Raw genomic sequence first — 22,213 nt, forward strand, 5'->3', positions numbered from 1 at the left:
CGGTGGAGCGACTCGACCCGGTCGTGCGTGCGGTCGCGACAACACGCACAGATCTGTCACTGGACATGATTGGCCCGACCCGCGAGTCGCTCAACCAGCGCCGCAGTCTGGCGGCGACAGACACCGACCTCACCGGGCTGGCAGTCAGCACCGAGACCGCCGGGTCGGTGCCGGTGCGGATCTATCGCGGCGGGCCGTCGCCGGCGCCTGCCGTCGTCTACTGTCACGCCGGAGCGTTCGTCCTGGGCAACCTTGACATCGATCACCGCCAGTGCGTCGAGCTGGCCCGTCGCGGATATTGCACGGTGATATCCGTTGACTACCGGCTCGCGCCCGAAAACCCTTATCCGGCTGGGCTCGACGATGCCGTCGCGGCCCTGCGTTGGGTGTGCACCAATGCGAGGCACCTCGATATCGACGCGTCCCGGCTGGCCGTCGCCGGCAGCAGCGCCGGCGCCGCGTTGGCAGCGTGTCTCGCGCAACGCGCGGCCCCTGGTGTGGTGTTTCAGCTGCTGCATCAGCCGGTGCTCGACGACCGGAACACCGCGTCGAAAACCGAATTCACGGCCACCCCGGCGTTCGACGGCCCCGCCGCCACCCTGATGTGGCGGTATTACCTGGGCGACGCGCGCGCATCCGCAGCTGCGGTGCCGGCACGGCGCACCTCAGTGGCCGGATTGCCGCCGGCGTTCATCAGCTGCGCGGAAATCGACCCGCTTCGCGACGAAGCACTTGACTACGCGGCGCGACTGTTGCGCGCGGGCATCGCCACCGAAGTGCATCTTTTTCCCGGCACCTGCCATGGCTTCGATTCGCTGCTGCCCGACTGGGAAATCTCGCAGCAGCTCTTCGAGTTGCAGGGCCGGGCGCTGCAGCGGATCTTCTACGGGCCGGCGTCGAAAGCGATGAGCTGACGCACGGCGGTGCCGTCAGCGAGCCGATCCATCGCGACATTGATGTCGTCGAGCGAGATCGTCGACGACACCAAGGACTCCACCGGCAGCCGGCCCGCGCGCCACAGTTCGACGAACCGCGGGATATCCCGCGCAGGTACCGCCGAACCCAGGTAGCTGCCGATCAGGGAGCGGCCTTCGGCGACAAAACCCAACGGCGACACGCTGATTCGGGCATCCGGGGGCGGCAGGCCCACGGTGATCGTCCGGCCGCCCGGCGAGGTCAACTCGATCGCCGTCTGCAACGCGGCGGGGTGGCCGGCGGCCTCGATGACGATGGGCGCCTTGACGCCGGCATCGGCGGCCGCCTGCGGCGTGTACATCTCGTGTGCCCCGAGACTGCTTGCGGCCGTGAGCTTCTCGGGTAGCTGGTCAACGGCGACGACGCGGACGTCGTGGTAGGCCAGCGCGGTCAGCACGGCAGCCATGCCGACGCCGCCCAGTCCGACGACGGCCACCGTCTGACCTGGCCGTGGCTTGCCGACGTTGAGCACCGCACCTCCACCGGTCAGCACCGCACACCCCAGCAGCGCCGCCACAGCAGGCGGAACATCGGGTGAGACGGGAACGACACTGGCGCGGTGCACGACGGCATGGGTGGCAAAACCTGACACGCCAAGGTGGTGGTACACCGGCCGGCTGTCGCGGCTCAGCCGCATCCCGCCGCCCAGCAACGTGCCGGCGGTGTTGGCAGCGCTGCCCGGCTCGCACGGCGTCAATCCTTCGGTGGCGCAGGCCGCGCAGTGGCCGCAGCGCGGCAGAAATGCCATCACTACCCGCTGACCAATGCTCAGGTCTGCGACATCCGCACCGATTCGTTCGACGATTCCGGCCGCTTCGTGACCCAACAGCATCGGCACCGGTCGGACCCGGTTGCCGTTGACTACCGACAGGTCGGAGTGGCATACGCCGGCAGCTTCGATACGGACCTGCAGCTCACCGGCTTCCGGGCCCGCCAAGTCAAGATCGTCGACGCTGATCGGCCGCGATTGCGCGTAGGGCCGAGGGGATCCGATGCGCTCCAGCACGGCGCCTCGAATGTGGAGCATGTTCGAATACAACCATGACGGTGTTTTCTGAGGGGCCGCCCGCCCCGGACGGACTCACTAGCCGCGACTTTCCGGTGCATTGGCCGGTCCACACTCGATGGGCCGACAACGACATGTTCGGTCACCTCAACAATGCGGTGTACTACCAACTTTTCGATACCGCGATCAACGGCTGGATCAATACCAGCGTCGGCGTCGATCCGCTCACCATGCCGTTGCTGGGCATCGTCGCCGAATCGGGTTGTCGCTACTTCTCCGAGTTACGTTTCCCGGAGCGCCTGATCGTCGGCCTGGCGGTCACTCGGCTGGGACGCAGCAGCGTCACCTATCGGCTGGGGGTTTTCCGCGCCGCCGACGACGAGCCGCAGGCGATCACCGCACTTGGACACTGGGTCCACGTCTACGTCGATCGCGTCAGCCGCAAAGCGCAACCGATTCCCGAGGGTATTCGTGCGCTGCTGTCGACGGCCTGTGTCGACTCTTAGCGTCGGCGCCGTGACGCAGAAGTGAGGGCTGTGGATCCGGCCGAAATCACGACCATGGCTTCTGTTTCGCGTCAGATAACCTAGCCCGATGCCGATCGTGAGCAAGACCGTCGAGGTCGCGGCCGACGCGGCTTCGATCATGGCCATCGTCGCCGACTTCGAGTCGTATCCGCAATGGAACGAAGAGATCAAAGGTCTTTGGGTGCTGGCCCGCTACGACGACGGCCGGCCGAGCCAGCTGCGGCTCGACACCGCCGTGCAGGGCATCGAGGGCACCTATATCCAGGCGGTGTACTACCCGAGCCCGACCCAGATCCAGACCGTGATGCAGCAGGGCGACCTGTTCAAAAAGCAGGAGCAGTTGTTCAGCGTGGTGGAGATGGGTGCGACGTCGCTGCTGACCGTGGACATGGATGTCGAGCCCGCGATGCCGGTACCCGCGCCGATGGTCAAGAAGATGATCAACAACGCACTGGACTACCTGGCGGACAACCTCAAGCAGCGCGCCGAGCAACCAACCAACTCATAACCGTTGGCTGTTCGCCGTGACGGCCGATGCGGATGGGGTGTTTAGCCCCAGATTCCGCTGCGGTCCAGCTTTTCGGTCAGGCGACGTGCGCCGTCGGCGAACTGCCAAGCGGTGTGTTCGACGACGGCGTCGACGTCGCGGCCGCGCAGTGCGGCGATCAGCTGCCGGTGGTTATCGACGGCGGCCCTGCCCCAGTCCCCGTCCGCGGCGTAGACCAGCAACGGCATATACCTTGCGACGTGCAGCAGAAACCAGGCCAGCTTGATCCGTCCGGTGGCGTGGTTGAAGGTCCGGTGAAACGCGAACTCCAGCGCCGCAACCGCCTCGGTGTCGGTGGTCGCCACCGCTGCCGAGAGCGCTTCGTTGACGCGCTCGAGTTCATCGATGTCGGCATCGGTGATGTTTTCGGTGGCTGTCGTGGCCAACTCCCGGGCGATGGTGGCTTGCAGCCAGAAAATGTCGTCGACGTCCTGCCGGGTGAGCGGCAGCACGACGTGACCACGGTGCGGCTCGAGTTGCACCATGCCCTCGCCGCGCAGTTTCAGTAGCGCCTCGCGCACCGGCGTAACGCTGACTCCGAGTTTGGCCGCGGTCTCATCGAGTCGAATGAACGTCCCCGGCGGCAGTGCACCGGACATGATCGCCGCCCGCAAGTGGCCCGCCACCTCGTCGGATAGCTGCGCGCGGCGCAGCGGAAGCCGGCTGCGACGCTGCATAGGAGTCGGTGCGTTCACGGGCCCTTTCGTATTGTCATCGGGACTTGTCTTCGCGGCGCGAAGACCATAGTGTGACCCAGACAACACTATGTTTTATCAAATATCAACTTCATGGCGTACGTGCGACGAAGGGATTCACTAGTTGACCGCGCAGCTCTCCGGCGAGCAGACCACCGCCACCGACCAGCCGTATCGCGCCCGACGGCAGAACTGGGTGAACCAACTCGAACGGCATGCATTGATGCAGCCCGGTGCGACGGCATTGAGGTTCCTGGGCAACACCATCACGTGGGCCGAACTCCTGCACCGGGTCACCGCGTTGGCCGATGCGTTGAGCCGCCGCGGGGTGGGCTTCGGGGACCGGGTGATGATCTTGATGCTGAACCGGACCGAGTTTGTCGAGTCGGTGCTGGCCGCCAACATGCTCGGCGCGATCGCGGTTCCGGTGAACTTCCGGCTCACGCCGCCCGAGATTGCATTTCTTGTCGAGGACTGCGAGGCGCGGGTGATCATCACCGAACCCGTGCTGGCCGCGGTGGCGACCGGCGTCGCAAACCTCACCCCGGTGCTCGGCAAGATCATCGTCGCCGGCGGTGCGAGCGAAGAAGGCGTGCAGGGGTACGAAGAACTGATCGCCGAGTCCGGCGATAGCAACCAACCGGTGGACATCCCCAATGACTCGCCGGCGCTGATCATGTACACCTCGGGCACCACCGGGCGGCCGAAGGGCGCGGTACTTACGCACACCAATCTCACCGGTCAAACAATGACCGGGTTGTACACCCACGGCGTAGACGCCGACGACGTCGGCTTCATCGGCGTCCCGTTCTTTCACATCGCCGGGGTAGGCAACATGCTGACCGGGATGCTGCTGGGGATTCCGACGGTGATCCACCCGTTAGGCGCATTCGATCCCGGTCAGTTGCTCGACGTACTGGCCGCCGAACGAGTCACCGGCATCTTTTTGGTGCCGGCCCAATGGCAGGCGGTATGTGCTGCGCAACAAGCCAATCCCCGTGACGTTCGGTTGCGGGTCATTTCGTGGGGCGCGGCGCCGGCATCCGACACGCTGCTGCGGCAGATGTCGGAAACCTTTCCGGGAGCGCAGATATTGGCTGCGTTCGGACAGACCGAGATGTCGCCGGTCACCTGCATGTTGCTCGGCGAAGACGCGATCCGTAAGCGTGGATCGGTCGGCAAGGTGATCCCCACCGTCGCTGCCCGGGTGGTCGACGACGACATGAACGACGTGCCCGTCGGCCAGGTCGGCGAAATCGTCTACCGCGCACCGACCTTGATGAGCGGCTACTGGAACAACCCCGAAGCTACCGCCGAAGCGTTTGCCGGAGGCTGGTTCCATTCGGGTGACCTGGTTCGGATGGACGAAGACGGCTACGTGTGGGTCGTCGACCGCAAGAAGGACATGATCATCTCCGGCGGGGAGAACATCTACTGCGCCGAAGTGGAAAACGTGCTCGCTGCCCACCCGGGCATCGTCGAGGTCGCCATCATCGGCCGCACGCACGAAAAGTGGGGCGAAGTACCGATTGCCGTGGCGGCGGTGTCCCAGACCGACCTGCGCCTAGCAGATCTCGACGAATTCCTCACCGAACGACTCGCGCGCTATAAGCACCCCAAAGGGCTCGAGATCGTCGACGCGCTGCCCCGCAACCCGGCCGGAAAGGTTCTCAAAACCGAACTGCGCACTCGCTACGGCGCGCCGAACCCTCCCGAAAGCGCGTCTGTGTCAAGCGATCCTGGGGCCGAGGCAGCAGGCTGACATAACGAAAACACTCCAGGTGAGACTGACAAAGGGTCAATAGTGCAGATGCGGTGCCAGCAGAGCGAGCCATCGGGTATGGTCCTGTGGTCTCTCTTACTACCTGCCAGTAGGGAGACGGCGGTCACACCCGCGAATACAGGGCGAGGAGGACGCGTGCGACACGATCCGCTGTTGCGCCGCGAGGCACGAGGCTCCATCGCAAGGGGGCTCCGGTGACGTCGACGCAGCCACGGCTAACCGATTACGTCCGCGACCAACTAGGTCCGCCGCTGGTCCTCGTCGGCGGCTTCTTCCGGATGTGCGTGCTGACCGGTAAGGCGTTGTTCCGCTGGCCGTTCGAATGGCGCGAGTTCATCCAGCAGTGCTGGTTCATCATCAGGGTCGCATTTCTGCCGACCATGGCGGTCTCGATACCGGTGACGGTGCTGTTCGTCTTCACGTTCAACATCCTGCTGATCCAGGTGGGCGCCGCCGACATCTCGGGTGCGGGCGCGGGGGTCGCTGTGGTCACCCAGATCGGGCCGATCGTGACGGTACTGGTGGTCGCCGGAGCGGCGGCCACAGCCATCTGTGCCGACCTGGGTGCACGCACCATCCGCGAGGAAATCGACGCGATGGAGGTGCTCGGCATCGACCCCATTCACCGGTTGGTGCTGCCCCGGGTTGTCGCCTGCGCCTTGGTCGCGATGTTGCTCAACGCCTTGGTGAGCATGGTGGGATTGGTGGGCGGCTTCATTTTCGGCGTCTACCTCCAGAACGTGTCCGGCGGCGCCTACCTCGCCACGTTGACCCTGATCACCGGGCTGCCCGAAGTGGTCATCGCGACAATCAAAGCCTTGACATTCGGACTGATCGCCGGCCTGGTTGGCTGCTACCGAGGGCTGACCACCAGCGGCGGTTCCAAGGGTCTGGGCACCGCCGTCAACGAGACCGTGGTGCTGTGTGTGGTCGCGCTGTACGCGGTCAACGTGATTCTGACTGCCATCGGTGTGAAGTTCGGAACGGCGGCCCGGATATGACGATGGCCCAAGTACTACGTGCCCGCTTCCCGCGGGCAGCCGGCAGTCTTCGTCGTTACGGCGGCGCTGCGGGCCGACCGCTCGAAGAAGCCGGGAAGATGGGCTGGTTCGCGCTGATCGGCGGCCGCGACATGCTGTGGGCGGTGACCCGTTACCGCACGGAAATCGTACGGCTGGTCGCCCAACTCGGCATGGGCACCGGTGCCATGGCCGTCGTCGGCGGCACCGCCGTGATCATCGCCTTTGTGACACTGTCCTCTGGCTCCCTGGTCGCCCTTCAGGGTTTTTCGGCGCTAAGCCAGATCGGTATCCAGACGCTGCTCGGGTTCGTCGCGGCGCTGATCAACGTTCGCCTCGTTGCCCCGGTCGTCTCCGGCGTCGTGCTTGCGGCCACCGTCGGCGCCGGTGCTACCGCGGAATTGGGCGCCATGCGGATCAGCGAAGAGATCGACGCACTGGAAGTGATGGGCATCAAGTCGATGGCGTATCTGGTGTCCACCCGGGCGCTGGCCGGACTGGTGGTGATCATCCCGCTCTACGCACTGGGGCTGATCACGTCGTTCCTGGCGCCGCAAGTTGTCACCACGGTGTTCTTCGGTCAGCCTTCCGGCACCTACGAGCATTATTTCCGGACGTTCCTGCGCCCCGACGACGTGTTTTGGTCATTCGCGGAGGTCATCATCATGGCCGGCATCGTGATGCTGACCCATTGTTACTACGGGTACACCGCAAGCGGCGGCCCGGTCGGTGTCGGTGAAGCTGTCGGCCGATCGATGCGTTTCTCGCTGGTGTCGGTGAACGTCATTGTCCTGCTGGCCGAGATGATGCTCTACGGCGTCGATCCCAACTTCGCTTTCACGGTGTAGCGGCCATGACATATCCACAGTCGAAAGAAAACAAGCCACCGTTCCAGCCGTACCGGACGGCCGGGGTGGTGGTCGCATTGGTCGGTGCGCTGGTGCTGTGGGTGGTGTACCTGCAGTACAAGGGCGATTTCACGCCGAAGACCCAGCTGACGATGCTGGCTTCACGGGCGGGTTTGGTGATGGACCCCGGCTCGAAGGTCACCTACAACGGCGTGCAGATCGGCCGGGTGGCGAGCATTTCCGAGGTGCAGAAGGACGGCAAGCCGGCGGCCAAGTTCGCTTTGGACGTGTATCCCCGCTATCTCAAGCTGATCCCGGCCAATGTGGACGCCAAAATCGTGGCGACCACACTGTTCGGGGGCAAGTACGTATCGTTCACCTCGCCGAAAGACCCGTCGAAGAAACGGATCTCGCCGCACACCACGATCGACGCGACACATGTCACGACAGAGATCAACACGGTGTTCCAGACGATCACTTCGATCACCGAAAAGGTGGATCCGGTCAAATTGAATCTGACGCTGAGCGCGGCCGCGGATGCGTTGAGCGGGTTGGGCGACAAGTTCGGACAGTCGATCGTCAACGGCAACGCCATCCTCGATGACGTCAATCCGCGAATGCCGACTATCCGTCACGACATTCAGGCACTGGCCGCTCTGGGCGATACCTACGCCAACGCAGCGCCAGACCTGCTGGAGTTCCTCAACAACGGGGCCACCACGGCACGCACACTGCACAGCCATGAAAAGGAACTGGATCAAGCGTTGTTGGCGGCGACCGGATTCGGCAACACCGGCGCCGACATCTTCGAGCGCGGCGGGCCGTATTTGGCCCGCGGCGCCGCCGATCTGGTGCCCACTGCCCAGCTGCTGCACACCTACGCGCCGGCGCTGTACTGCACCGCCCGCAACGTCGACGAGGCCGAACCGAAGATCGCCGCGGGTACGGGCGGCTTTGGCGGCTACGAACTGCGAACCCAACTCACGTTCCTGGGCGGGGCGGGACTGCTCGCGTCTCTCCCGGGGATCGGCATCACAGCGGGCACGATGGGACTCGCGGGGTTAGCCGGACTCGTCGGCGGCGCGCCGAATCCTTATATCTACCCGGAGAATCTGCCGCGGACCAACGCTCGCGGCGGGCCCGGCGGGGCGCCGGGGTGCTGGCAGCAGATCACCCGCGAGCTGTGGCCGACCCCGTATCTGGTGACGGACACCGGCGCCAGCCTGGCGCCGTACAACCACGTAGACGTCGGCTCACCGTACGCCATCGAGTACGTCTGGGGCCGCCAAGTAGGGGACAACACGATCAACCCATGAGTATCAGAGGCACTGTCATCAAGCTCGGCGCCGTCGGGGTGGTGCTGCTGCTCTTCACGGCACTGCTCGTCGTGGTGTTCGGTCAGATGCGGTTCGACCGGACCAATGGCTACTCCGCGGAGTTCAGCAATGCCAGCGGGTTGCGGAACGGCCAGTTCGTCCGCGCCGCCGGGGTGGAGATCGGCAAGGTCAAAAAGATCAAGCTGGTCGACAACGGCCGGCGGGTGCGGGTGGACTTCGACATCGACCGCTCGGTGCCGCTGTATCAGTCGACGACCGCCCAGATTCGCTACCTCAACCTGATCGGTGACCGCTACCTGGAACTCAAACGCGGTGAGGGCGAGGGCGCGGACCGGGTTCTCCCGCCCGGTGGTTTCATCCCCCTGTCGCGCACGCATCCGGCCCTGGATCTCGACGCGTTGATCGGCGGTTTCAAGCCGCTGTTTCGGGCGCTGGACCCGGAAAAGGTCAATAACATCGCGTCGGCCATCATCACCGTCTTCCAGGGCCAAGGCGGCACCATCAACGACATCCTCGACCAGACCGCGCAGCTGACCTCCCACATCGCCGAGCGTGACCAGGCGATCGGCGAGGTGGTCAAGAACCTGAACATCGTGCTGGACACCACAGTCAGGCACCGCAAGGAGTTCGACCAGACCGTCGACAACTTCGAGAAACTGATTACCGGGCTGAACAACCACGCCGATCCGCTGGCCGCAAACACCGCGAGCATCAGCAATGCCGCCGGAACGGTGGCCGACTTGCTGGCCGACAACCGGGCCCTGCTGCACGACACCCTGAACTACCTGGACCCGATCCAGCAAGCCATCATCGATCGGCGCGACCAGTACGACGACCTACTCCACCGGGCACCGACCGGAATAAACATCGTGGACCGCGCGATCGCCAGCTACGGAGACTGGATTAACTTCTACCTCTGCGACTTCACGCTGAAGACCAACGGACTGCAGCCCAACGGGCCGGTCCGCACGGTCAGGATTTTCCAGCAGCCGACAGGTAGGTGCACGCCGCAATGAGAACGCTGGAACCTCCCAACCGCCTCCGGATTGGACTCATGGGCATCATCGTGGTGGTGCTCGCCACCGCCGTCGGTCAAAGCCTCACCAGCGTGCCGATGCTGTTCGCCAAGCCGAGTTACTACGCACAGTTCCCGGACAGCGGTCAACTGCACAAGGGCGACAGGGTGCGCATCGCCGGCATGAACGTCGGCGACGTACAAGGGATCGAGATCGACGGCGACCGCGTCGTGATCAAGTTCACGACCGGGGCCAACACCATCGGCACCGAGAGCCGGCTGGCGATCAAGACCGACACCATCCTGGGTCGGAAGGTGCTCGAGATCGAGCCGCGCGGCACCCAGACACTGCGGGCGAACGCCACGCTGCCGCTGGGGCAAAGCACCACCCCGTATCAGGTTTACGACGCGTTCTTCGACGTCACCAGGGCCGCCGAGGGCTGGGACGTCGACACCGTCAAACAATCGCTGCATGTGTTGACGGAGACCGTCGATGAGACCTACCCGCACCTGAGCGACGCGCTCAAAGGGGTGGAGAAATTCTCCGACACCATCGGCAAGCGCGACGAGCAGATCACGCACTTACTCGCGCAGGCCAACCAGATCGCCAGCGTGCTGGGTGATCGCAGCGAACAGGTCGACCGGCTGTTCGTCAACGCCAACACGCTGCTGGCCGCGTTCAACGAGCGCAGCCGGGCAATCAGCGCGCTGCTGGGTAATGTGTCTGCGTTCTCGACCCAGGTGCAGGGGCTCATCAACGACAACCCCAACCTGAACCACGTGCTGGAGCAATTGCGTAGCGTCAGCGACCTGCTGATGGCCCGCAAGGAGGACTTGGTTCAAACGGTCTCCATGCTCTCCACTCACGTCACCGCCCTCAACGAAACTGTCGCGTCGGGACCGTACTTCAAGGTATCGCTGGAACAGTTTTTGCTGACGCCGTACCAGGTCCTGCAGCCGTGGGTGGATGCGGCGTTCAAGAAGCGCGGCATCGATCCCGAGGAATTCTGGCGCAACGCGGGCCTGCCGGCGTTCCGGTTCCCCGACCCCAACGGCACCCGATTCCCCAACGGTGCGCCACCCCCGGCGCCACCGGTGCTGGAGGGCATCCCGGATCATCCGGGACCGGCGGTTGCGCCGGGATCGCCGTGCTCGTACACGCCGACGCCGGACCTGCTGCCGCGGCCGTGGAACCCGATGCCGTGTGCGGGCCTCGACCAAGCGCTGGGGCCGTACGGGCCTAATGGGCCGTATCCGGTGTTGCCCGATGTCCTCTCGTCACCGCCGAACTCCAACGGCCTGCCGCCGACACCGGGAATCCCGATCGGCGGGCGACCGGGCGATGCGCCTCCGGACGTTCCCGGCACCCCGGTGCCGATCGCGCCGGGACCGCCCGGGTCGCGCAGTGAGCCGCTGGGGCCGGCCGGTCCGCCCCCACCGCCGTCGACATTCGCGCCCGGGCTGCCACCCGGACCCGCAGCGCCACCCGGACCAGGACAACAGCTGCCAGCTCCGTTCATCCCGCCCGGCGTGGGGGGAAGCCAGCCCGGCGGAGGCGGAGGCAGCCTAGGGGGGAGTAGCCCGCCACCATGAGCACCATTTTTGATATCCGCAACCTGCGGCTGCCCAAGCTGTCACGGGCGTCGGTGATCATCGGCTCGCTCGTGATTGTGCTTGCCCTGGTCGTCGGCTTCGTTGGGATTCAGCTCTACAAGAAGTTGGTCAACAACACCGTGGTGGCCTACTTCCCGGAAGCCAACGCGCTCTATTCCGGGGACGAAGTCCGGATCATGGGCGTGAAGGTGGGTGCGATCGACAAGGTCGAGCCGGCCGGCGACAAGATGAAGGTGACCTTCCACTACTCCAATAAGTACAAGGTGCCGGCCAACGCGCAGGCGTCGATCCTCAACCCCACCCTGGTGGCGGCCCGGAACATCCAATTGGATCCACCGTATCGGGGTGGTCCGGTGATGGGCGATAACGCGGTGATCCCGATCGAGCGCACCCAGGTGCCGACCGAGTGGGACGCGCTGCGCAATAGCGTCACCAACATCATCGACAAATTCGGGCCCACCAAGGAGCAGCCCAAGGGACCGTTCGGTGAGGTCATCGAGTCGTTCGCCGACGGGCTGTCCCGCAAGGGCAAGCAACTCAACGCCACGCTGGACAGCCTCTCGCGGTCGTTGACCGCGCTCAACGAGGGCCGCGGCGACTTTTTCGCCGTGGTGCGCAGTCTGGCGCTGTTCGTCAACGCGCTGCACGAGGACGACCAGAAGTTCGTTGCGCTCAACACCAACCTGGCCAAATTCACCAACAGCCTGACCGGCTCCGACCGGGACCTGGCCAACGCAATACAGCAGTTCGACGGTTTGCTCACGACTCTTCGCCCGTTCCTCGCCAAGAACCGTGAGGTGCTGACGCACGACGTCAACAACCTCGCCGACGTGACCAACGCGCTGCTCCAACCCGAACCATTGGACGCTTTGGAAACCTTGTTGCACGTATTGCCGACGGCACTGGCGAATGGGGTTAACATTTACCACCCGGCACAGGGCGCCGTCGTGGCCCAGCCGGTGTCACTCCTCGGTGCCATCGGCTTCGCGAACCCAATGCAGTTGATCTGCAGTACGATCCAGGCGGGCAGCCGGCTGGGCTACCAGGAATCTGCCGAAATCTGTGCCCAGTACCTGGCGCCGATTCTCGATGCGATCAAGTTCAACTACATACCGTTCGGGTTGAACCCGTTCACCACCGCCGCGACGCTACCCAAGCAGGTCGCCTACTCCGAGCCGCGGCTGCAACCACCGCCCGGCTACAAGGACACCACCGTCCCCGGGATCTGGGTGCCCGACACAGCACTCTCGCACCGCAACACCCAGCACGGGTGGATCACGGCGCCCGGGATGCAGGGCGTACAGGTAGGCCCGATCACGGAGGGCCTGCTGACCCCGGAATCGCTGGCCGAACTGATGGGTGGCCCGGACATCGAACCCGTTGAATCGCAGTATCAAACCCCGCCTGGGCCGCCGAACGCGTACAACGAGGAGCCCGGCCCACTGCCGTATATCGGGCAGCCCGGCAATCCGCAACCGATCTCGCCGCCGCCGCCCGGACCGGACGTGGTGCCCGGTCCCGTCGCCCCGACGCCGGCGCCGGTGTCGGGGCCGGGACCCGCAGGACCGCCGCTGCCCGCTGAGGCGGCCGCATCGACAGGAGGCGGTCAGTGAATCGGGTAATGCGCTGGGCACGCTGCCGGGTCTGGGAGGGGCTGGCTCTGTTGGTGGCCGCGCTGATGCTGAGCTCGTGCGGGTGGCGTGGTCTCTCCAACGTGACGATCCCCGGCGGCCCGGGTAGCGGATCCGGTTCCTACACCATTTATGTACAGGTGCCGGACACGCTCGCGATCAACGGCAACAGCAAGGTGCTGGTGGCCGACGTGTTAGTCGGCTCGATCCGCGACATCAAGCTCAAGAATTGGGTTGCCACTTTGACGCTGGGCTTGGACAAAGGTGTGAAGCTGCCGAGGAACGCCACCGCGAAGATCGGCCAGACCAGCCTGCTGGGCTCTCAGCACATTGAGTTGTCCGCGCCGCCCAATGCGTCGACGCAACCGCTGAAAGACGGCGACACCATCTCGCTGAAGAACTCGTCGGCGTATCCGACCATCGAGCGCACGTTGGCCGGCCTCGCGATGATATTGCGCGGCGGAGGCATCCCGAACCTCGAGGTGCTTCAAAACGAGGTCAACAACATGCTGCGCGGTCGCGCGCCACAGATCCGCGCGTTCCTCGGCAAACTGGACACCTTTACCGCCGAGCTCAACCAGCAACGCGACGACATCACCCACGCCATCGATTCCACCAACCGGCTGCTGGCCTACGTGGGCGATAGGTCGGAGGTCGTGGATCGGGTGCTGACCGAATTCCCGCCACTGATCAAGCATTTCGCCGACAAGCAACAACTGCTGATCAACGCCACCGATGCGGTGGGCCGGCTCAGCCAGGCCGCCGACCAGTACCTGTCCGAAACCCGGGGCCCACTGCATCAGAACCTGCAGTCGCTGCAGTGCCCGCTGCGGGAACTGGGCCGCGCCGCGCCTCATCTGCTCGGTGTGCTGAAGATCCTCGCCACCGTGCCGTTCGACCTCGACACCGCTCCGAAGCTGATTCGGGGTGACTTCATGAATTCGTCGATCAATCTCGACGCGACGTTGTCGACCGTTGACAATGCGTTCCTCACCGGCACCGGGCTGTCCGGTGCGTTGCGGGCGCTCGAGCAGTCGTATGGTCGCGATCCCGAAACGATGATTCCCGATGTCCGCTACACGCCGAACCCCAACGATGCCCCCGGCGGACCACTGGTGGAGAGGGCGATATGCTGACCCGTTTCATCAAACGCCAGCTGGTCCTGTTCAGCGCCATCACGGTGATCGCCCTGGTGGTGCTGGGCTGGTACTACCTGCGGATTCCGAGCCTGGTGGGTATCGGCCAGTACGAGCTGACGGCCGACCTGCCGGCGTCGGGAGGCCTGTACTCCACGGCCAACGTGACCTATCGCGGTGTCACCATCGGCAAGGTCACCGCCGTCGAGCCGACCGAACGGGGCGCACAGGCGACGATGAGCATCGATAGCCGCTACAAGATCCCGGTCGATGCGTCGGCGAACGTGCATTCGGTGTCCGCGGTCGGTGAGCAGTACCTGGACCTGGTGTCGACAGGCGATCCGGGCAAGTTCCTTTCGCCCGGACAGACCATCACCAAAGGTACGGTGCCCAGCCAGATCGGGCCGGCGCTGGACGCCGCCAACCGCGGGTTGGAAGTGCTGCCCAAAGACAAAATCGCCTCGCTGCTCGACGAGACCGCGCAAGCGGTCGGCGGGCTGGGGCCCGCGCTGCAACGGTTGGTCGACGCCACCCAGGCAATCGCCGGTGACTTCAAAACCAATATCCGCGACGTCGATGACATCATCCAAAACTCCACGCCGATCCTGGACAGCCAGGCTAATTCCAGCAGCGCGATCGAACGCTGGGCGCGCAACCTGAACGTCTTGGGCGCCCAGGCCGCGGAAAAGGACCAGGATTTGGAAAGCGTGCTGTCGAAGGCGGCGCCGACCGCCGATGACCTCGACGCGGCATTGGGCGACTTGCGGGAGTCGCTGCCGCAGACCCTGGCCAATCTCGCGGTGGTGATCGAGATGCTCAAGCGCTACCACCCCGGCGTCGAGCAGGCGCTGACGATCTTGCCGCAGATTGGTTCGTTCATCCAGACGATCTCCGTGCCGTTCGAGAAAGACCACACGCTTGTGCTGGACCTCGGGTTTGCGATCAATCAACCGCCGCCATGTTTGACCGGGTGGCCTTCGGCAGCGGAGTGGCGATCACCAGCGGACACCAGCTTGATTCCCCACCCCAAAGGCGCGTACTGCAAAATCCCGCAGGACGCCCCCTCCAATTCGGTGCGCGGAGTGCGCAACATCGAGTGCGTCGACGTTCCCGGTAAACGCGCGGCGACGCCGAAGGAGTGCCGCAGTGGCAAACCCTACGAGCCGATGGGCACCAACCCGTGGTACGGCGACCCGAACCAGATCCTCAACTGCCCGGCCCCCGGTGCCCGCTGCGATCAGCCGGTCAACCCCGGCCAGGTGATACCGGCGCCGTCGATCAACAACGGTCTGAACCCACTGCCCGCCAACAAGCTGCCGCCAGAAGGGCTGACGCCGCCGCCGAAAAACGATCCGCTGCAGCGGCCGGGCTCGGGTACCGTCCAGTGCAACGGCCAGCAGCCCAACCCGTGTGTCTACACTCCGAGCGGGGGCCCCACCGCGGTCTATAGTCCGCAGAGCGGTGAGCTGACCGGCCCCGACGGCGTTAAGTACTCGGTCAATAACTCGAGCAGCACAGGAGACGACGGATGGAAGGAGATGCTGGCGCCAGCCGGCTGAACCCAACCGATGCCGACGATTCGTCGTCTTCGGAGGTAAAGAGCGAGGATTCGTCCGAATCCGAGGTAGGAGCCGACCAGGCCAGTACCGAGGCAACCGCCGACGATGACTCCGAGGGAGGGGACTCTCTTGTTGCCGAGCGGAATTCCTCGCGTCTGGGACGACGGTGGTTGATCGGCATCACCGCGGCGCTTCTCGTGTTGGCCGGCGCTGTCGGTACCGGTGGCTATTTCGCGCTGCGCGCCAACCAGGAGAGCCAGGCCATCGCGCGCAACGACGCGGAAGCCGTACAGGCCGCAAAGGATTGCGTCGCGGCAACCCAGGCCCCCGACATCGGTGCGTTGGTTGCCAGCGAACAGAAGATCATCGACTGCGCCACCGGCGATTTCCGCAGCCAAGCGATTCTCTACAGCAATCTGTTCGTCCAGGCGTATCAGGCTGCGGACGTGCATGTCCAGGTGTCCGATCTGCGTGCGGCGGCGGAACGGAGCAGTGGTGAGGGGCCGGTCGACGTGCTGGTGGCACTCCGAGTAAAAGTGTCCAACAGTGAAGCGCAGGACCGAGAAGTGGGCTACCGATTGCGGGTGACGATGGTACCCGCTGAAGGCGAATACCGGATTGCCAAGCTTGAGCAGGTGGCGAAGTGACGGTGGTGCTCGAAGAGACCGAGACCACGCCGGAATTCGAAGCGGCAGCGCCGAATAACCTGGCGCGCTGGCAGATCCGCGCGGCTGCGTTCGTCACCGATGTGTTGCCTGGCGTTGCCGTAGTGGCGACGATGGCGTTGGTCTCGTTGGCGGTGCCGGTGCGCAGCACGTGGTGGTGGCTATGCATTTCGGTCTCAGCGACCGTGATACTGCTGACTTTGATCAACCGGACGGTGTGGCCGGCGAACCGCGGCTGGAGCCTGGGCCGTGCCCTCATGGGAATCTCCGTTGTGTGCCCAGACGGGGGTTCCCCCGGACTGGGGCGGTTGCTGTTGCGAGACCTCGCCCACCTACTGGACACCATCTCGGTATTCGTGGGCTGGCTATGGCCGCTGTGGGACGCGCGCCGACGGACCTTCGCCGACTTGCTGCTGCGCACCGAGGTGCGTCGCGTCCGACCGGATCAGCGGCCCGGCAGCATCCGGCGACTCGCCGCAATCGTGGTCTCGGGCGCGGTGCTGCTGTGCGTAGGCGGTGCCGCGTTGAGCTTCACGGTGGTCTTCCTGCATGATCGTGGGTCCGACCAGACCCGCGCCGCGATCCAGGCGCAGGGACCGAAGATTGTCACCGAGATGCTGACCTACGAGCCGAAATCGTTGCAGGAGGATTTCGCTCGGGCGCTGTCGCTGACGACCGACAAATACCGGACGCAGTTGGCTGCCCAGCAGGAGGAAGTGCAAAAGGGCCACCCCGTCGTCAACGAGTATTGGGTGACCAACAGCGCAGTGCTGTCCGCGACGCCGGATCGGGCGACGATGCTGTTGTTTTTGCAGGGCCACCGCGGCGGGGAGGACCGGGAGCGTTACATCACCGCCACCGTTCGGGTTTCGTTTGTCAAAGGCACAGACGCGCGCTGGCTCGTCGACGACCTGTCGGTGGTCACAAAACCCAAACCACCCAAGAGCGCAAAATGAGCCCCCGCCGCCGAATTCAGCTTGGCGAAGAGCCGCTCCTCATCGAGCGGATACCGAAAACATCGCTGTGGTCGCGCCTAACGGCGCGGCGGTTGAGGTTACCGCGCCAGTGGTGGAAACCGTCGCGGCAGTGGGCCGCGCCCATGGCGATCGCCGTCGCCGGGCTGCTTGCGGCAGGCGCGATCACGTCGTCCTCGCTCATCCTGGTCGACCACAGGTCGCACCACCAGGCAGCGATGAAGGAAGTCGACGTGCTCGGCTTCGCTCGGTCGTTCATGACAAGCTTCACGACGCTGGATCCGTTTCACGCCAACGACTACGTGGAGGGGCTATTGGCCCAGGGCACAGGTGATTTCGCCAAGCAGTACCGTGAAAAGGAGAACCAGGTCCTCCTTCACGTCGCCCAAGCTGAGCCTACCAAGGGCACTGCTCTGGAAGCCGGCGTTGAAAGGTGGAATGACGACGGCAGCGCAAACCTGCTGGTGGCCACCGAAGTCACGTATAAGTCGCCCGACGGAAAGCAAACAATCGAGAACACGAATCGTTGGGTGTTAACCGCTCAGCGGGAAGGCGACCAGTGGAAGATCAGCAGCCTCCAGCAAGTGCTCTGACAAACAACCGCCCGCCACATCGGAAGCGCCGGTGGGCGCGGCTTCGTCGAGGCCGCAATAAGGCCACGGCGGCTCGAACCGAGGAAGTCGGCTCGGCCTCCAGCGTGCCTGAGCCCGACGCCACCGCCGAGACCGAAGCTGCCGAACCAGACGCCCAGCCACCCGAATTGGCGGCGTCCCACGATGAACCCTCGGCCGAAGAGGGGGCCGAAAGCGTCGAAAGTAACGAGGCCGCAACTCGGCCCGCCAACGGCGGTTCTGACCAGATCGGCGTCGACGAAGCGCAAGACACTGACGGCGACACCGAGCGCGAAGGAGATGTCGACGAATTACCGGCCGCGGAAACCGCCGCCAGACGACCGGCCGGCCGGCGGCTTGCCATTGCTGTAGCCGCTGCGGCCGTACTGTTCGTAGGCTCTGCAGCGTTCGCCGGTGCGACCCTACAGCCATACCTGACCGATCGCGCCACCGTGGCTACCAAGCTGCAAGTCGCGCGCACTGCCGCCAACGCGATCACGACATTGTGGACCTACAATCCGGACAACATGGATAAACTGGCTGATCGCTCGGCGCAGTACCTCAGCGGCGATTTCGAAGCCCAGTACCGCAAATACATCGATGCGGTCGTCCCGCCCAACAAGCAAGCGCAGATCACCAACACCACTGAGGTCACCGGTGCAGCGGTGGAATCTCTGAACCCGACAAACGCCACCGCGATCGTGTACACCAATACAACATCTACCAGCCCACTGACGAAAAACGTTCCGACGCTGAGGTACCTGTCCTACCGGCTGATGATGAAACGCGACCACGCGCGCTGGTTGGTGACCAAGATGAACACCATCACCTCCTTGGATTTGACGCCCCACGTGTAAGGCAGCTCACCGAAAGGTACTGGCCCCGATGGCTGCTGGCGCGATCGTCTCGCCGGTATCCGATCGACTGACCGTTGCGGCGCTGCTGCTGCTGACCTTCGCCACCGGCCTGGTCGACGCGATCAGTGTGTTGATCCTCGGTCACGTGTTCGTCGCGAACATGACAGGCAATGTCATCTTCCTGGGTTTCTGGTTCGTGCCGAGCGCCGGCGTCGACCTGACCGCAGCGGTCGTCGCCTTCGCGGGGTTCCTCGTCGGCACTGTGCTCGGCGGCCGCTTGATTCGCATCCTCGGACACCAGACCCGGCGGTGGCTGACAGCGGCACTCGGCTTGGAGGTCACCATCTTGGTGGTGCTGTCAATTTTGGCCGGCACCGGCATCCTGAACTATCACTCCAATACGAAACTCATCCTGATCGCCGGCCTGGCACTGACTTTCGGCGTGCAGAACGCCACCGCACGCCAGTTCCGCATCCAGGAGCTCACCACCACCGTGCTGACGTCGACCGTCGTCGGCCTCGGAGTAGACAGCCGGCTTGCCGGCGGCGGCGGTGAACGTGAAAAGCTGCGCTACAGCGTGATCGCCGCGATGTGCGGTGGTGCCATTCTGGGCGCGACGCTGTCTCGGGTCATGGTGGCGCCGGTGATCGGATTGGCCGCCGCTGTGGTCACGGTGAGCCTGCTGATCTTTCGGTTCGGCCGACCCTGACGCGGCTTAATTGAACGCGAGCCAGCTGGGTAGTGCCCGTTCACGGGAGTCGCACAGTACCTGGCGGGTGTCGCAGGACCCTTTGGGAACCCCGGCGCCGGCCCACATGCCGCCGGTGTCGCGGCGCAGTACGATTGCCGACGATCCACCGCCGTCGAGCAAAACCGCAGTGTCGCTGTTCAATCCGCGGAACAGATCCTGGATGTTATCTGGTGTGTAGCTGCCGCCCTGGAACACATACATCTCGTCTTTGGGCTTGGAGTAGGCGATGGCCGTACGTGCCGCGCTCGGGCCATCGTCGTTGAGCTGGCCGGTGCTGCCGGGCGACAACAGACCCAGCCCGCTCACCGCGACGAACGGCTCGCCCTTGTCCACCAAGCCCTGTACGACCGGGGTGGCGGCGTCGTAGTCCCTGCCGTCCCGACCGCCTCTGGGCCATACCACGAATGGCGCACCGCGCGTCGGCATGATCATCGTTGCCAAGGCGCTCCAGTGCTCGTTGCCGCCCGAGAGGCCCTGTTTGCCGGCATAGGCCACCGTGCCGGTGACCGCTTGGTTGGCCCGGCCTTGGCCGCGGGTGTTGTCGACGTAGGCGCCCAGCGGCGAGCTGCAGCCCGTCGACCGCCACGACCCGCCCTTTTGGCCCCGCACGTCGAAGAAGTTGGCGTTGATGGCAATTGTCGGTTGGCCCAGCAGCTGCCAAGCCTGCAGCGGCGAGTAGATCTCGGAGGCCTGCATCAGCCCGTCGCCGGTACGCGCTCCGGGGGTACGTTCACACCGCGATTGCGCACCGCGGTGGCTGTCCACCAGCAAGTGCGGTGAAAGACGTTGCGAGGCAGCCTTGATGATCATCAAATGGCCGCCACTGGTGCCGTCGTACCAGCTGCCGCCGGCATTGAGCATCGGCGCGGGGTGGCCGGCGCCGAAGTTGTACACCAGGTAGGAACCCCGGGTCCCGGCGATGGCGCTGGCCAGCAAATCCCGCGCCTCGGCGCGGGCCACCGGTTGCCCCACACTGGTGGCCACGGCCACGCACAACATCGCCACGGCGCAGCAAGCTGCCATGCGCCGGAAGGTGACGGCGAGAGTCGACACGGGGGGACCTTTCGGCGCGGACGTCGATACAACAAGCACACCATTAACCACGCCTATAACAGAGTCAACTTGCGTAACGATCGGATGACGCTTTGGCCGCGCCGCAATGACGTTCCGCTGCTTGGACTTTCCGGCGAGTTGACCGCCCGGCCGGACTGAGCGCTACTCGGAAGCGGGCGTCGTTTCGTCGGCGCCGGACGCGGGCTCCTCCGTTGGTGTCGCGTCACCACGGTCCGGCGGTTGCCCGCTGGCCGATGGTTCGGCCGCAGCCGGAATCCGGTGGTAACCCCGACGGTCGTAGATCCGGGTGACGATGCCGCCAAGCAGCAGGCCGATCACCAATCCGATCGTCGTCAAGATCAGCGCATGAGTCAATCCGGCGTCGGCATGACCATCGAGGTATAGCAGTGCCCGCGCGCCGAGAAAGACTTGATGCATGGGCTCGAACTTGGCCAGCCAACCGAAGAACGGCGGCGCGGCCTCCAATGGAACGGTCGCCCCCGCTGACGGCAGTCCGAGGATGACGAACAGCAACATGCTGACCAGGAGGCCAACGGAACCCAGCACGGCGATCAGCGACGTCGACGTCACGCCGACCGCGACGATCGCGAACACCCCGTAAAGCCACAACGCGCGGCCGTGGGGGATGGGCATGCCCAACCCGTTGGCGATCATCATGTAGACGGCAGACGTCAACAGTGCCAACACCACCATCAACGCCCATTTGACCAGTAGCGTGCGGAACCGCGAGATGTTGACCTGCTCGGCGAACCGGTATACCGGCCCGAATTCGGCTGGCGCATAACCGAGCATCGAGTCCACCAGTGTGCTGACCACGATGCTGCCGGTGAAGCCGGCCAGCAAGAGCAACAGCGCGTAGTAGAACGCGGAAAGGCCGTTGCCGGTGCCATTGGGAAGAGGCTTATAAACTTCGCTTTGGATATCGATGGGGTTGGCCAGCATCGCCGTGACTCCGGCGGCCATCGGCGCGGCGTTGGTCTGCAGCGAGACTTCTTCCGAAAGCCGTTGGCCCACTTTGCGGTTGACCGCGTCAGTGGCCCGGGAAAGTGTCTGACCGGCGATGCTTGAAGCCAACGTACCGGCCCGCGGGTTCGTCGAGACGACGATAACCGGTCGGTCGATGCCGCCTGGGGCCACCACGTTTTTCGCGAAGGTCTGCAACTTTGACGAGAAGTTGGGCGGTATCCCCACCGCGCCGTAGACCTTTGCGGTGTCCAGTTGGTGCAGGGCCTCTTTGCGGGTTAGGACGCGCACGTCGAATTTGTCTTTGTCCAGGCCGGCGACCAGACCCTTGACGACCTGCGCACCCGTCGGTCCGGCGTCCTGGTTGACGACCGCCACCGGAAAGTGCCGCAGGCTGGTCATCGGTGTGAGGATGCCGCCCAGGTACAAGGCGGCCAGTGCTGACAATACGGCCAATGTGACGACAATCGGCACCGCCCAGAACCGCACCGTCCGGGTCGCTTTCACGGTGGCCGCTGCGTGGTGCTGAGGTTGAGGCATACCCGCTCCTGTCGTCGGGCCTACCCTATGTCGGCGGAAGACGGCGGGTGGTGATTACGCCGCCACGTTAGGAGATCCGCAAAAGA

At 64.6% G+C, this 22,213-nt stretch carries 21 protein-coding genes; 17 read left to right on the top strand and 4 right to left on the bottom strand.

Annotated elements, in window-relative coordinates:
• The first annotated feature begins 2 nt into the window (after nt 1-2).
• A complete protein-coding gene (locus tag AC5Y42_RS18935; RefSeq protein ID WP_499900125.1) occupies nt 3-914 on the top strand; it encodes an alpha/beta hydrolase in 912 nt (303 codons plus the stop codon).
• Here the strand turns inward: AC5Y42_RS18935 and AC5Y42_RS18940 are convergent.
• Entirely contained in the window at nt 884-2,002 is a 1,119-nt protein-coding gene (locus tag AC5Y42_RS18940) for an alcohol dehydrogenase catalytic domain-containing protein (protein ID WP_499900126.1), read from the bottom strand. The genes AC5Y42_RS18935 and AC5Y42_RS18940 overlap by 31 nt on opposite strands.
• 14 nt (nt 2,003-2,016) lie before the next feature.
• Here AC5Y42_RS18940 and AC5Y42_RS18945 point away from each other — a divergent pair, with 14 nt between their 5' ends.
• Entirely contained in the window at nt 2,017-2,487 is a 471-nt protein-coding gene (locus AC5Y42_RS18945) for an acyl-CoA thioesterase (RefSeq protein ID WP_499900127.1), read from the top strand.
• 88 nt (nt 2,488-2,575) lie between these two features.
• Entirely contained in the window at nt 2,576-3,016 is a 441-nt protein-coding gene (locus tag AC5Y42_RS18950; RefSeq protein WP_499887937.1) for an SRPBCC family protein, read from the top strand.
• A 41-nt stretch (nt 3,017-3,057) separates the two neighbouring features.
• On the opposite strand, the gene AC5Y42_RS18955 is transcribed toward AC5Y42_RS18950, so the two are convergent.
• Nucleotides 3,058-3,750, bottom strand: a complete 693-nt coding sequence (locus tag AC5Y42_RS18955; protein WP_499887935.1) for a GntR family transcriptional regulator — start codon at nt 3,748-3,750, stop codon at nt 3,058-3,060.
• Nucleotides 3,751-3,874: 124 nt separating this feature from the next.
• Here AC5Y42_RS18955 and fadD5 point away from each other — a divergent pair, with 124 nt between their 5' ends.
• The 14 genes from fadD5 to AC5Y42_RS19025 all read left to right on the top strand — a co-directional run bounded on the left by fadD5 (nt 3,875) and on the right by AC5Y42_RS19025 (nt 19,508).
• Nucleotides 3,875-5,512, top strand: coding sequence for a fatty-acid--CoA ligase FadD5 (gene fadD5, locus AC5Y42_RS18960; RefSeq protein ID WP_499887933.1), 1,638 nt, complete (start codon nt 3,875-3,877; stop codon nt 5,510-5,512).
• Between the two features lie 215 nt (nt 5,513-5,727).
• The gene (locus AC5Y42_RS18965; protein ID WP_499887932.1) at nt 5,728-6,534 is read left to right on the top strand and encodes an MlaE family ABC transporter permease; all 807 of its coding nucleotides are present in this window, start codon (nt 5,728-5,730) and stop codon (nt 6,532-6,534) included.
• Nucleotides 6,531-7,400: an ABC transporter permease gene (locus AC5Y42_RS18970; protein WP_499887930.1), complete on the top strand. Its 870-nt coding sequence runs from the start codon at nt 6,531-6,533 to the stop codon at nt 7,398-7,400. The genes AC5Y42_RS18965 and AC5Y42_RS18970 overlap by 4 nt, the downstream gene beginning before the upstream one ends.
• Nucleotides 7,401-7,405: 5 nt before the next feature.
• Nucleotides 7,406-8,716, top strand: coding sequence for an MCE family protein (locus AC5Y42_RS18975; RefSeq protein WP_499887928.1), 1,311 nt, complete (start codon nt 7,406-7,408; stop codon nt 8,714-8,716).
• Complete coding sequence (locus AC5Y42_RS18980; RefSeq protein ID WP_499887926.1) at nt 8,713-9,753, top strand: virulence factor Mce family protein; 1,041 nt, start codon at nt 8,713-8,715, stop codon at nt 9,751-9,753. The genes AC5Y42_RS18975 and AC5Y42_RS18980 overlap by 4 nt, the downstream gene beginning before the upstream one ends.
• Nucleotides 9,750-11,345 carry a virulence factor Mce family protein gene (locus AC5Y42_RS18985; protein ID WP_499887924.1) on the top strand — a complete coding sequence of 532 codons (1,596 nt, stop codon included), beginning with the start codon at nt 9,750-9,752 and terminating at the stop codon, nt 11,343-11,345. Before AC5Y42_RS18980 ends, AC5Y42_RS18985 begins: the two co-directional genes overlap by 4 nt.
• The gene (locus tag AC5Y42_RS18990) at nt 11,342-12,979 is read left to right on the top strand and encodes a virulence factor Mce family protein (RefSeq protein WP_499887922.1); all 1,638 of its coding nucleotides are present in this window, start codon (nt 11,342-11,344) and stop codon (nt 12,977-12,979) included. The genes AC5Y42_RS18985 and AC5Y42_RS18990 overlap by 4 nt, the downstream gene beginning before the upstream one ends.
• Before the next feature lie 8 nt (nt 12,980-12,987).
• A complete protein-coding gene (locus tag AC5Y42_RS18995; RefSeq protein ID WP_499888047.1) occupies nt 12,988-14,133 on the top strand; it encodes a virulence factor Mce family protein in 1,146 nt (381 codons plus the stop codon).
• Nucleotides 14,127-15,692 (top strand): virulence factor Mce family protein, encoded by a 1,566-nt coding sequence (locus tag AC5Y42_RS19000; protein ID WP_499887920.1) that lies wholly within the window; start codon nt 14,127-14,129, stop codon nt 15,690-15,692. Before AC5Y42_RS18995 ends, AC5Y42_RS19000 begins: the two co-directional genes overlap by 7 nt.
• Nucleotides 15,662-16,339: an Rv1363c family protein gene (locus AC5Y42_RS19005; RefSeq protein WP_499887918.1), complete on the top strand. Its 678-nt coding sequence runs from the start codon at nt 15,662-15,664 to the stop codon at nt 16,337-16,339. Before AC5Y42_RS19000 ends, AC5Y42_RS19005 begins: the two co-directional genes overlap by 31 nt.
• Entirely contained in the window at nt 16,336-17,313 is a 978-nt protein-coding gene (locus tag AC5Y42_RS19010) for an RDD family protein (protein ID WP_499887916.1), read from the top strand. The genes AC5Y42_RS19005 and AC5Y42_RS19010 overlap by 4 nt, the downstream gene beginning before the upstream one ends.
• Nucleotides 17,310-17,924, top strand: a complete 615-nt coding sequence (locus AC5Y42_RS19015; protein ID WP_499887915.1) for an Rv1363c family protein — start codon at nt 17,310-17,312, stop codon at nt 17,922-17,924. Before AC5Y42_RS19010 ends, AC5Y42_RS19015 begins: the two co-directional genes overlap by 4 nt.
• Nucleotides 17,925-18,091: 167 nt before the next feature.
• Nucleotides 18,092-18,799 carry a hypothetical protein gene (locus AC5Y42_RS19020; protein ID WP_499888045.1) on the top strand — a complete coding sequence of 236 codons (708 nt, stop codon included), beginning with the start codon at nt 18,092-18,094 and terminating at the stop codon, nt 18,797-18,799.
• A gap of 28 nt (nt 18,800-18,827) precedes the next feature.
• Nucleotides 18,828-19,508 carry a YoaK family protein gene (locus AC5Y42_RS19025; RefSeq protein ID WP_499887913.1) on the top strand — a complete coding sequence of 227 codons (681 nt, stop codon included), beginning with the start codon at nt 18,828-18,830 and terminating at the stop codon, nt 19,506-19,508.
• A 6-nt stretch (nt 19,509-19,514) separates the two neighbouring features.
• Here the strand turns inward: AC5Y42_RS19025 and AC5Y42_RS19030 are convergent, their stop codons facing one another.
• Together AC5Y42_RS19030 and AC5Y42_RS19035 are read right to left on the bottom strand one after the other, a co-directional pair.
• Nucleotides 19,515-20,573, bottom strand: a complete 1,059-nt coding sequence (locus tag AC5Y42_RS19030; protein ID WP_499888043.1) for a phosphodiester glycosidase family protein — start codon at nt 20,571-20,573, stop codon at nt 19,515-19,517.
• Between the two features lie 192 nt (nt 20,574-20,765).
• Nucleotides 20,766-22,127: a YhgE/Pip domain-containing protein gene (locus AC5Y42_RS19035; protein WP_499900128.1), complete on the bottom strand. Its 1,362-nt coding sequence runs from the start codon at nt 22,125-22,127 to the stop codon at nt 20,766-20,768.
• Nucleotides 22,128-22,213: the final 86 nt, after the last annotated feature.

The sequence above is a fragment of the Mycobacterium sp. NGS48 genome (assembly GCF_059812585.1).

Excerpts from the sequence above, each read along its gene's own strand:
- AC5Y42_RS18940 (WP_499900126.1), bottom strand. The coding sequence starts at position 2,002 with ATGCTCCACATTCGAGGCGCCGTGCTGGAGCGCATCGGATCCCCTCGG.
- AC5Y42_RS18945 (WP_499900127.1), top strand. The coding sequence starts at position 2,017 with ATGACGGTGTTTTCTGAGGGGCCGCCCGCCCCGGACGGACTCACTAGC.
- AC5Y42_RS18950 (WP_499887937.1), top strand. The coding sequence starts at position 2,576 with ATGCCGATCGTGAGCAAGACCGTCGAGGTCGCGGCCGACGCGGCTTCG.
- AC5Y42_RS18970 (WP_499887930.1), top strand. The coding sequence starts at position 6,531 with ATGACGATGGCCCAAGTACTACGTGCCCGCTTCCCGCGGGCAGCCGGC.
- AC5Y42_RS18975 (WP_499887928.1), top strand. The coding sequence starts at position 7,406 with ATGACATATCCACAGTCGAAAGAAAACAAGCCACCGTTCCAGCCGTAC.
- AC5Y42_RS18980 (WP_499887926.1), top strand. The coding sequence starts at position 8,713 with ATGAGTATCAGAGGCACTGTCATCAAGCTCGGCGCCGTCGGGGTGGTG.
- AC5Y42_RS18985 (WP_499887924.1), top strand. The coding sequence starts at position 9,750 with ATGAGAACGCTGGAACCTCCCAACCGCCTCCGGATTGGACTCATGGGC.
- AC5Y42_RS18990 (WP_499887922.1), top strand. The coding sequence starts at position 11,342 with ATGAGCACCATTTTTGATATCCGCAACCTGCGGCTGCCCAAGCTGTCA.
- AC5Y42_RS18995 (WP_499888047.1), top strand. The coding sequence starts at position 12,988 with ATGCGCTGGGCACGCTGCCGGGTCTGGGAGGGGCTGGCTCTGTTGGTG.
- AC5Y42_RS19000 (WP_499887920.1), top strand. The coding sequence starts at position 14,127 with ATGCTGACCCGTTTCATCAAACGCCAGCTGGTCCTGTTCAGCGCCATC.
- AC5Y42_RS19005 (WP_499887918.1), top strand. The coding sequence starts at position 15,662 with ATGGAAGGAGATGCTGGCGCCAGCCGGCTGAACCCAACCGATGCCGAC.
- AC5Y42_RS19015 (WP_499887915.1), top strand. The coding sequence starts at position 17,310 with ATGAGCCCCCGCCGCCGAATTCAGCTTGGCGAAGAGCCGCTCCTCATC.
- AC5Y42_RS19025 (WP_499887913.1), top strand. The coding sequence starts at position 18,828 with ATGGCTGCTGGCGCGATCGTCTCGCCGGTATCCGATCGACTGACCGTT.
- AC5Y42_RS19030 (WP_499888043.1), bottom strand. The coding sequence starts at position 20,573 with ATGGCAGCTTGCTGCGCCGTGGCGATGTTGTGCGTGGCCGTGGCCACC.
- AC5Y42_RS19035 (WP_499900128.1), bottom strand. The coding sequence starts at position 22,127 with ATGCCTCAACCTCAGCACCACGCAGCGGCCACCGTGAAAGCGACCCGG.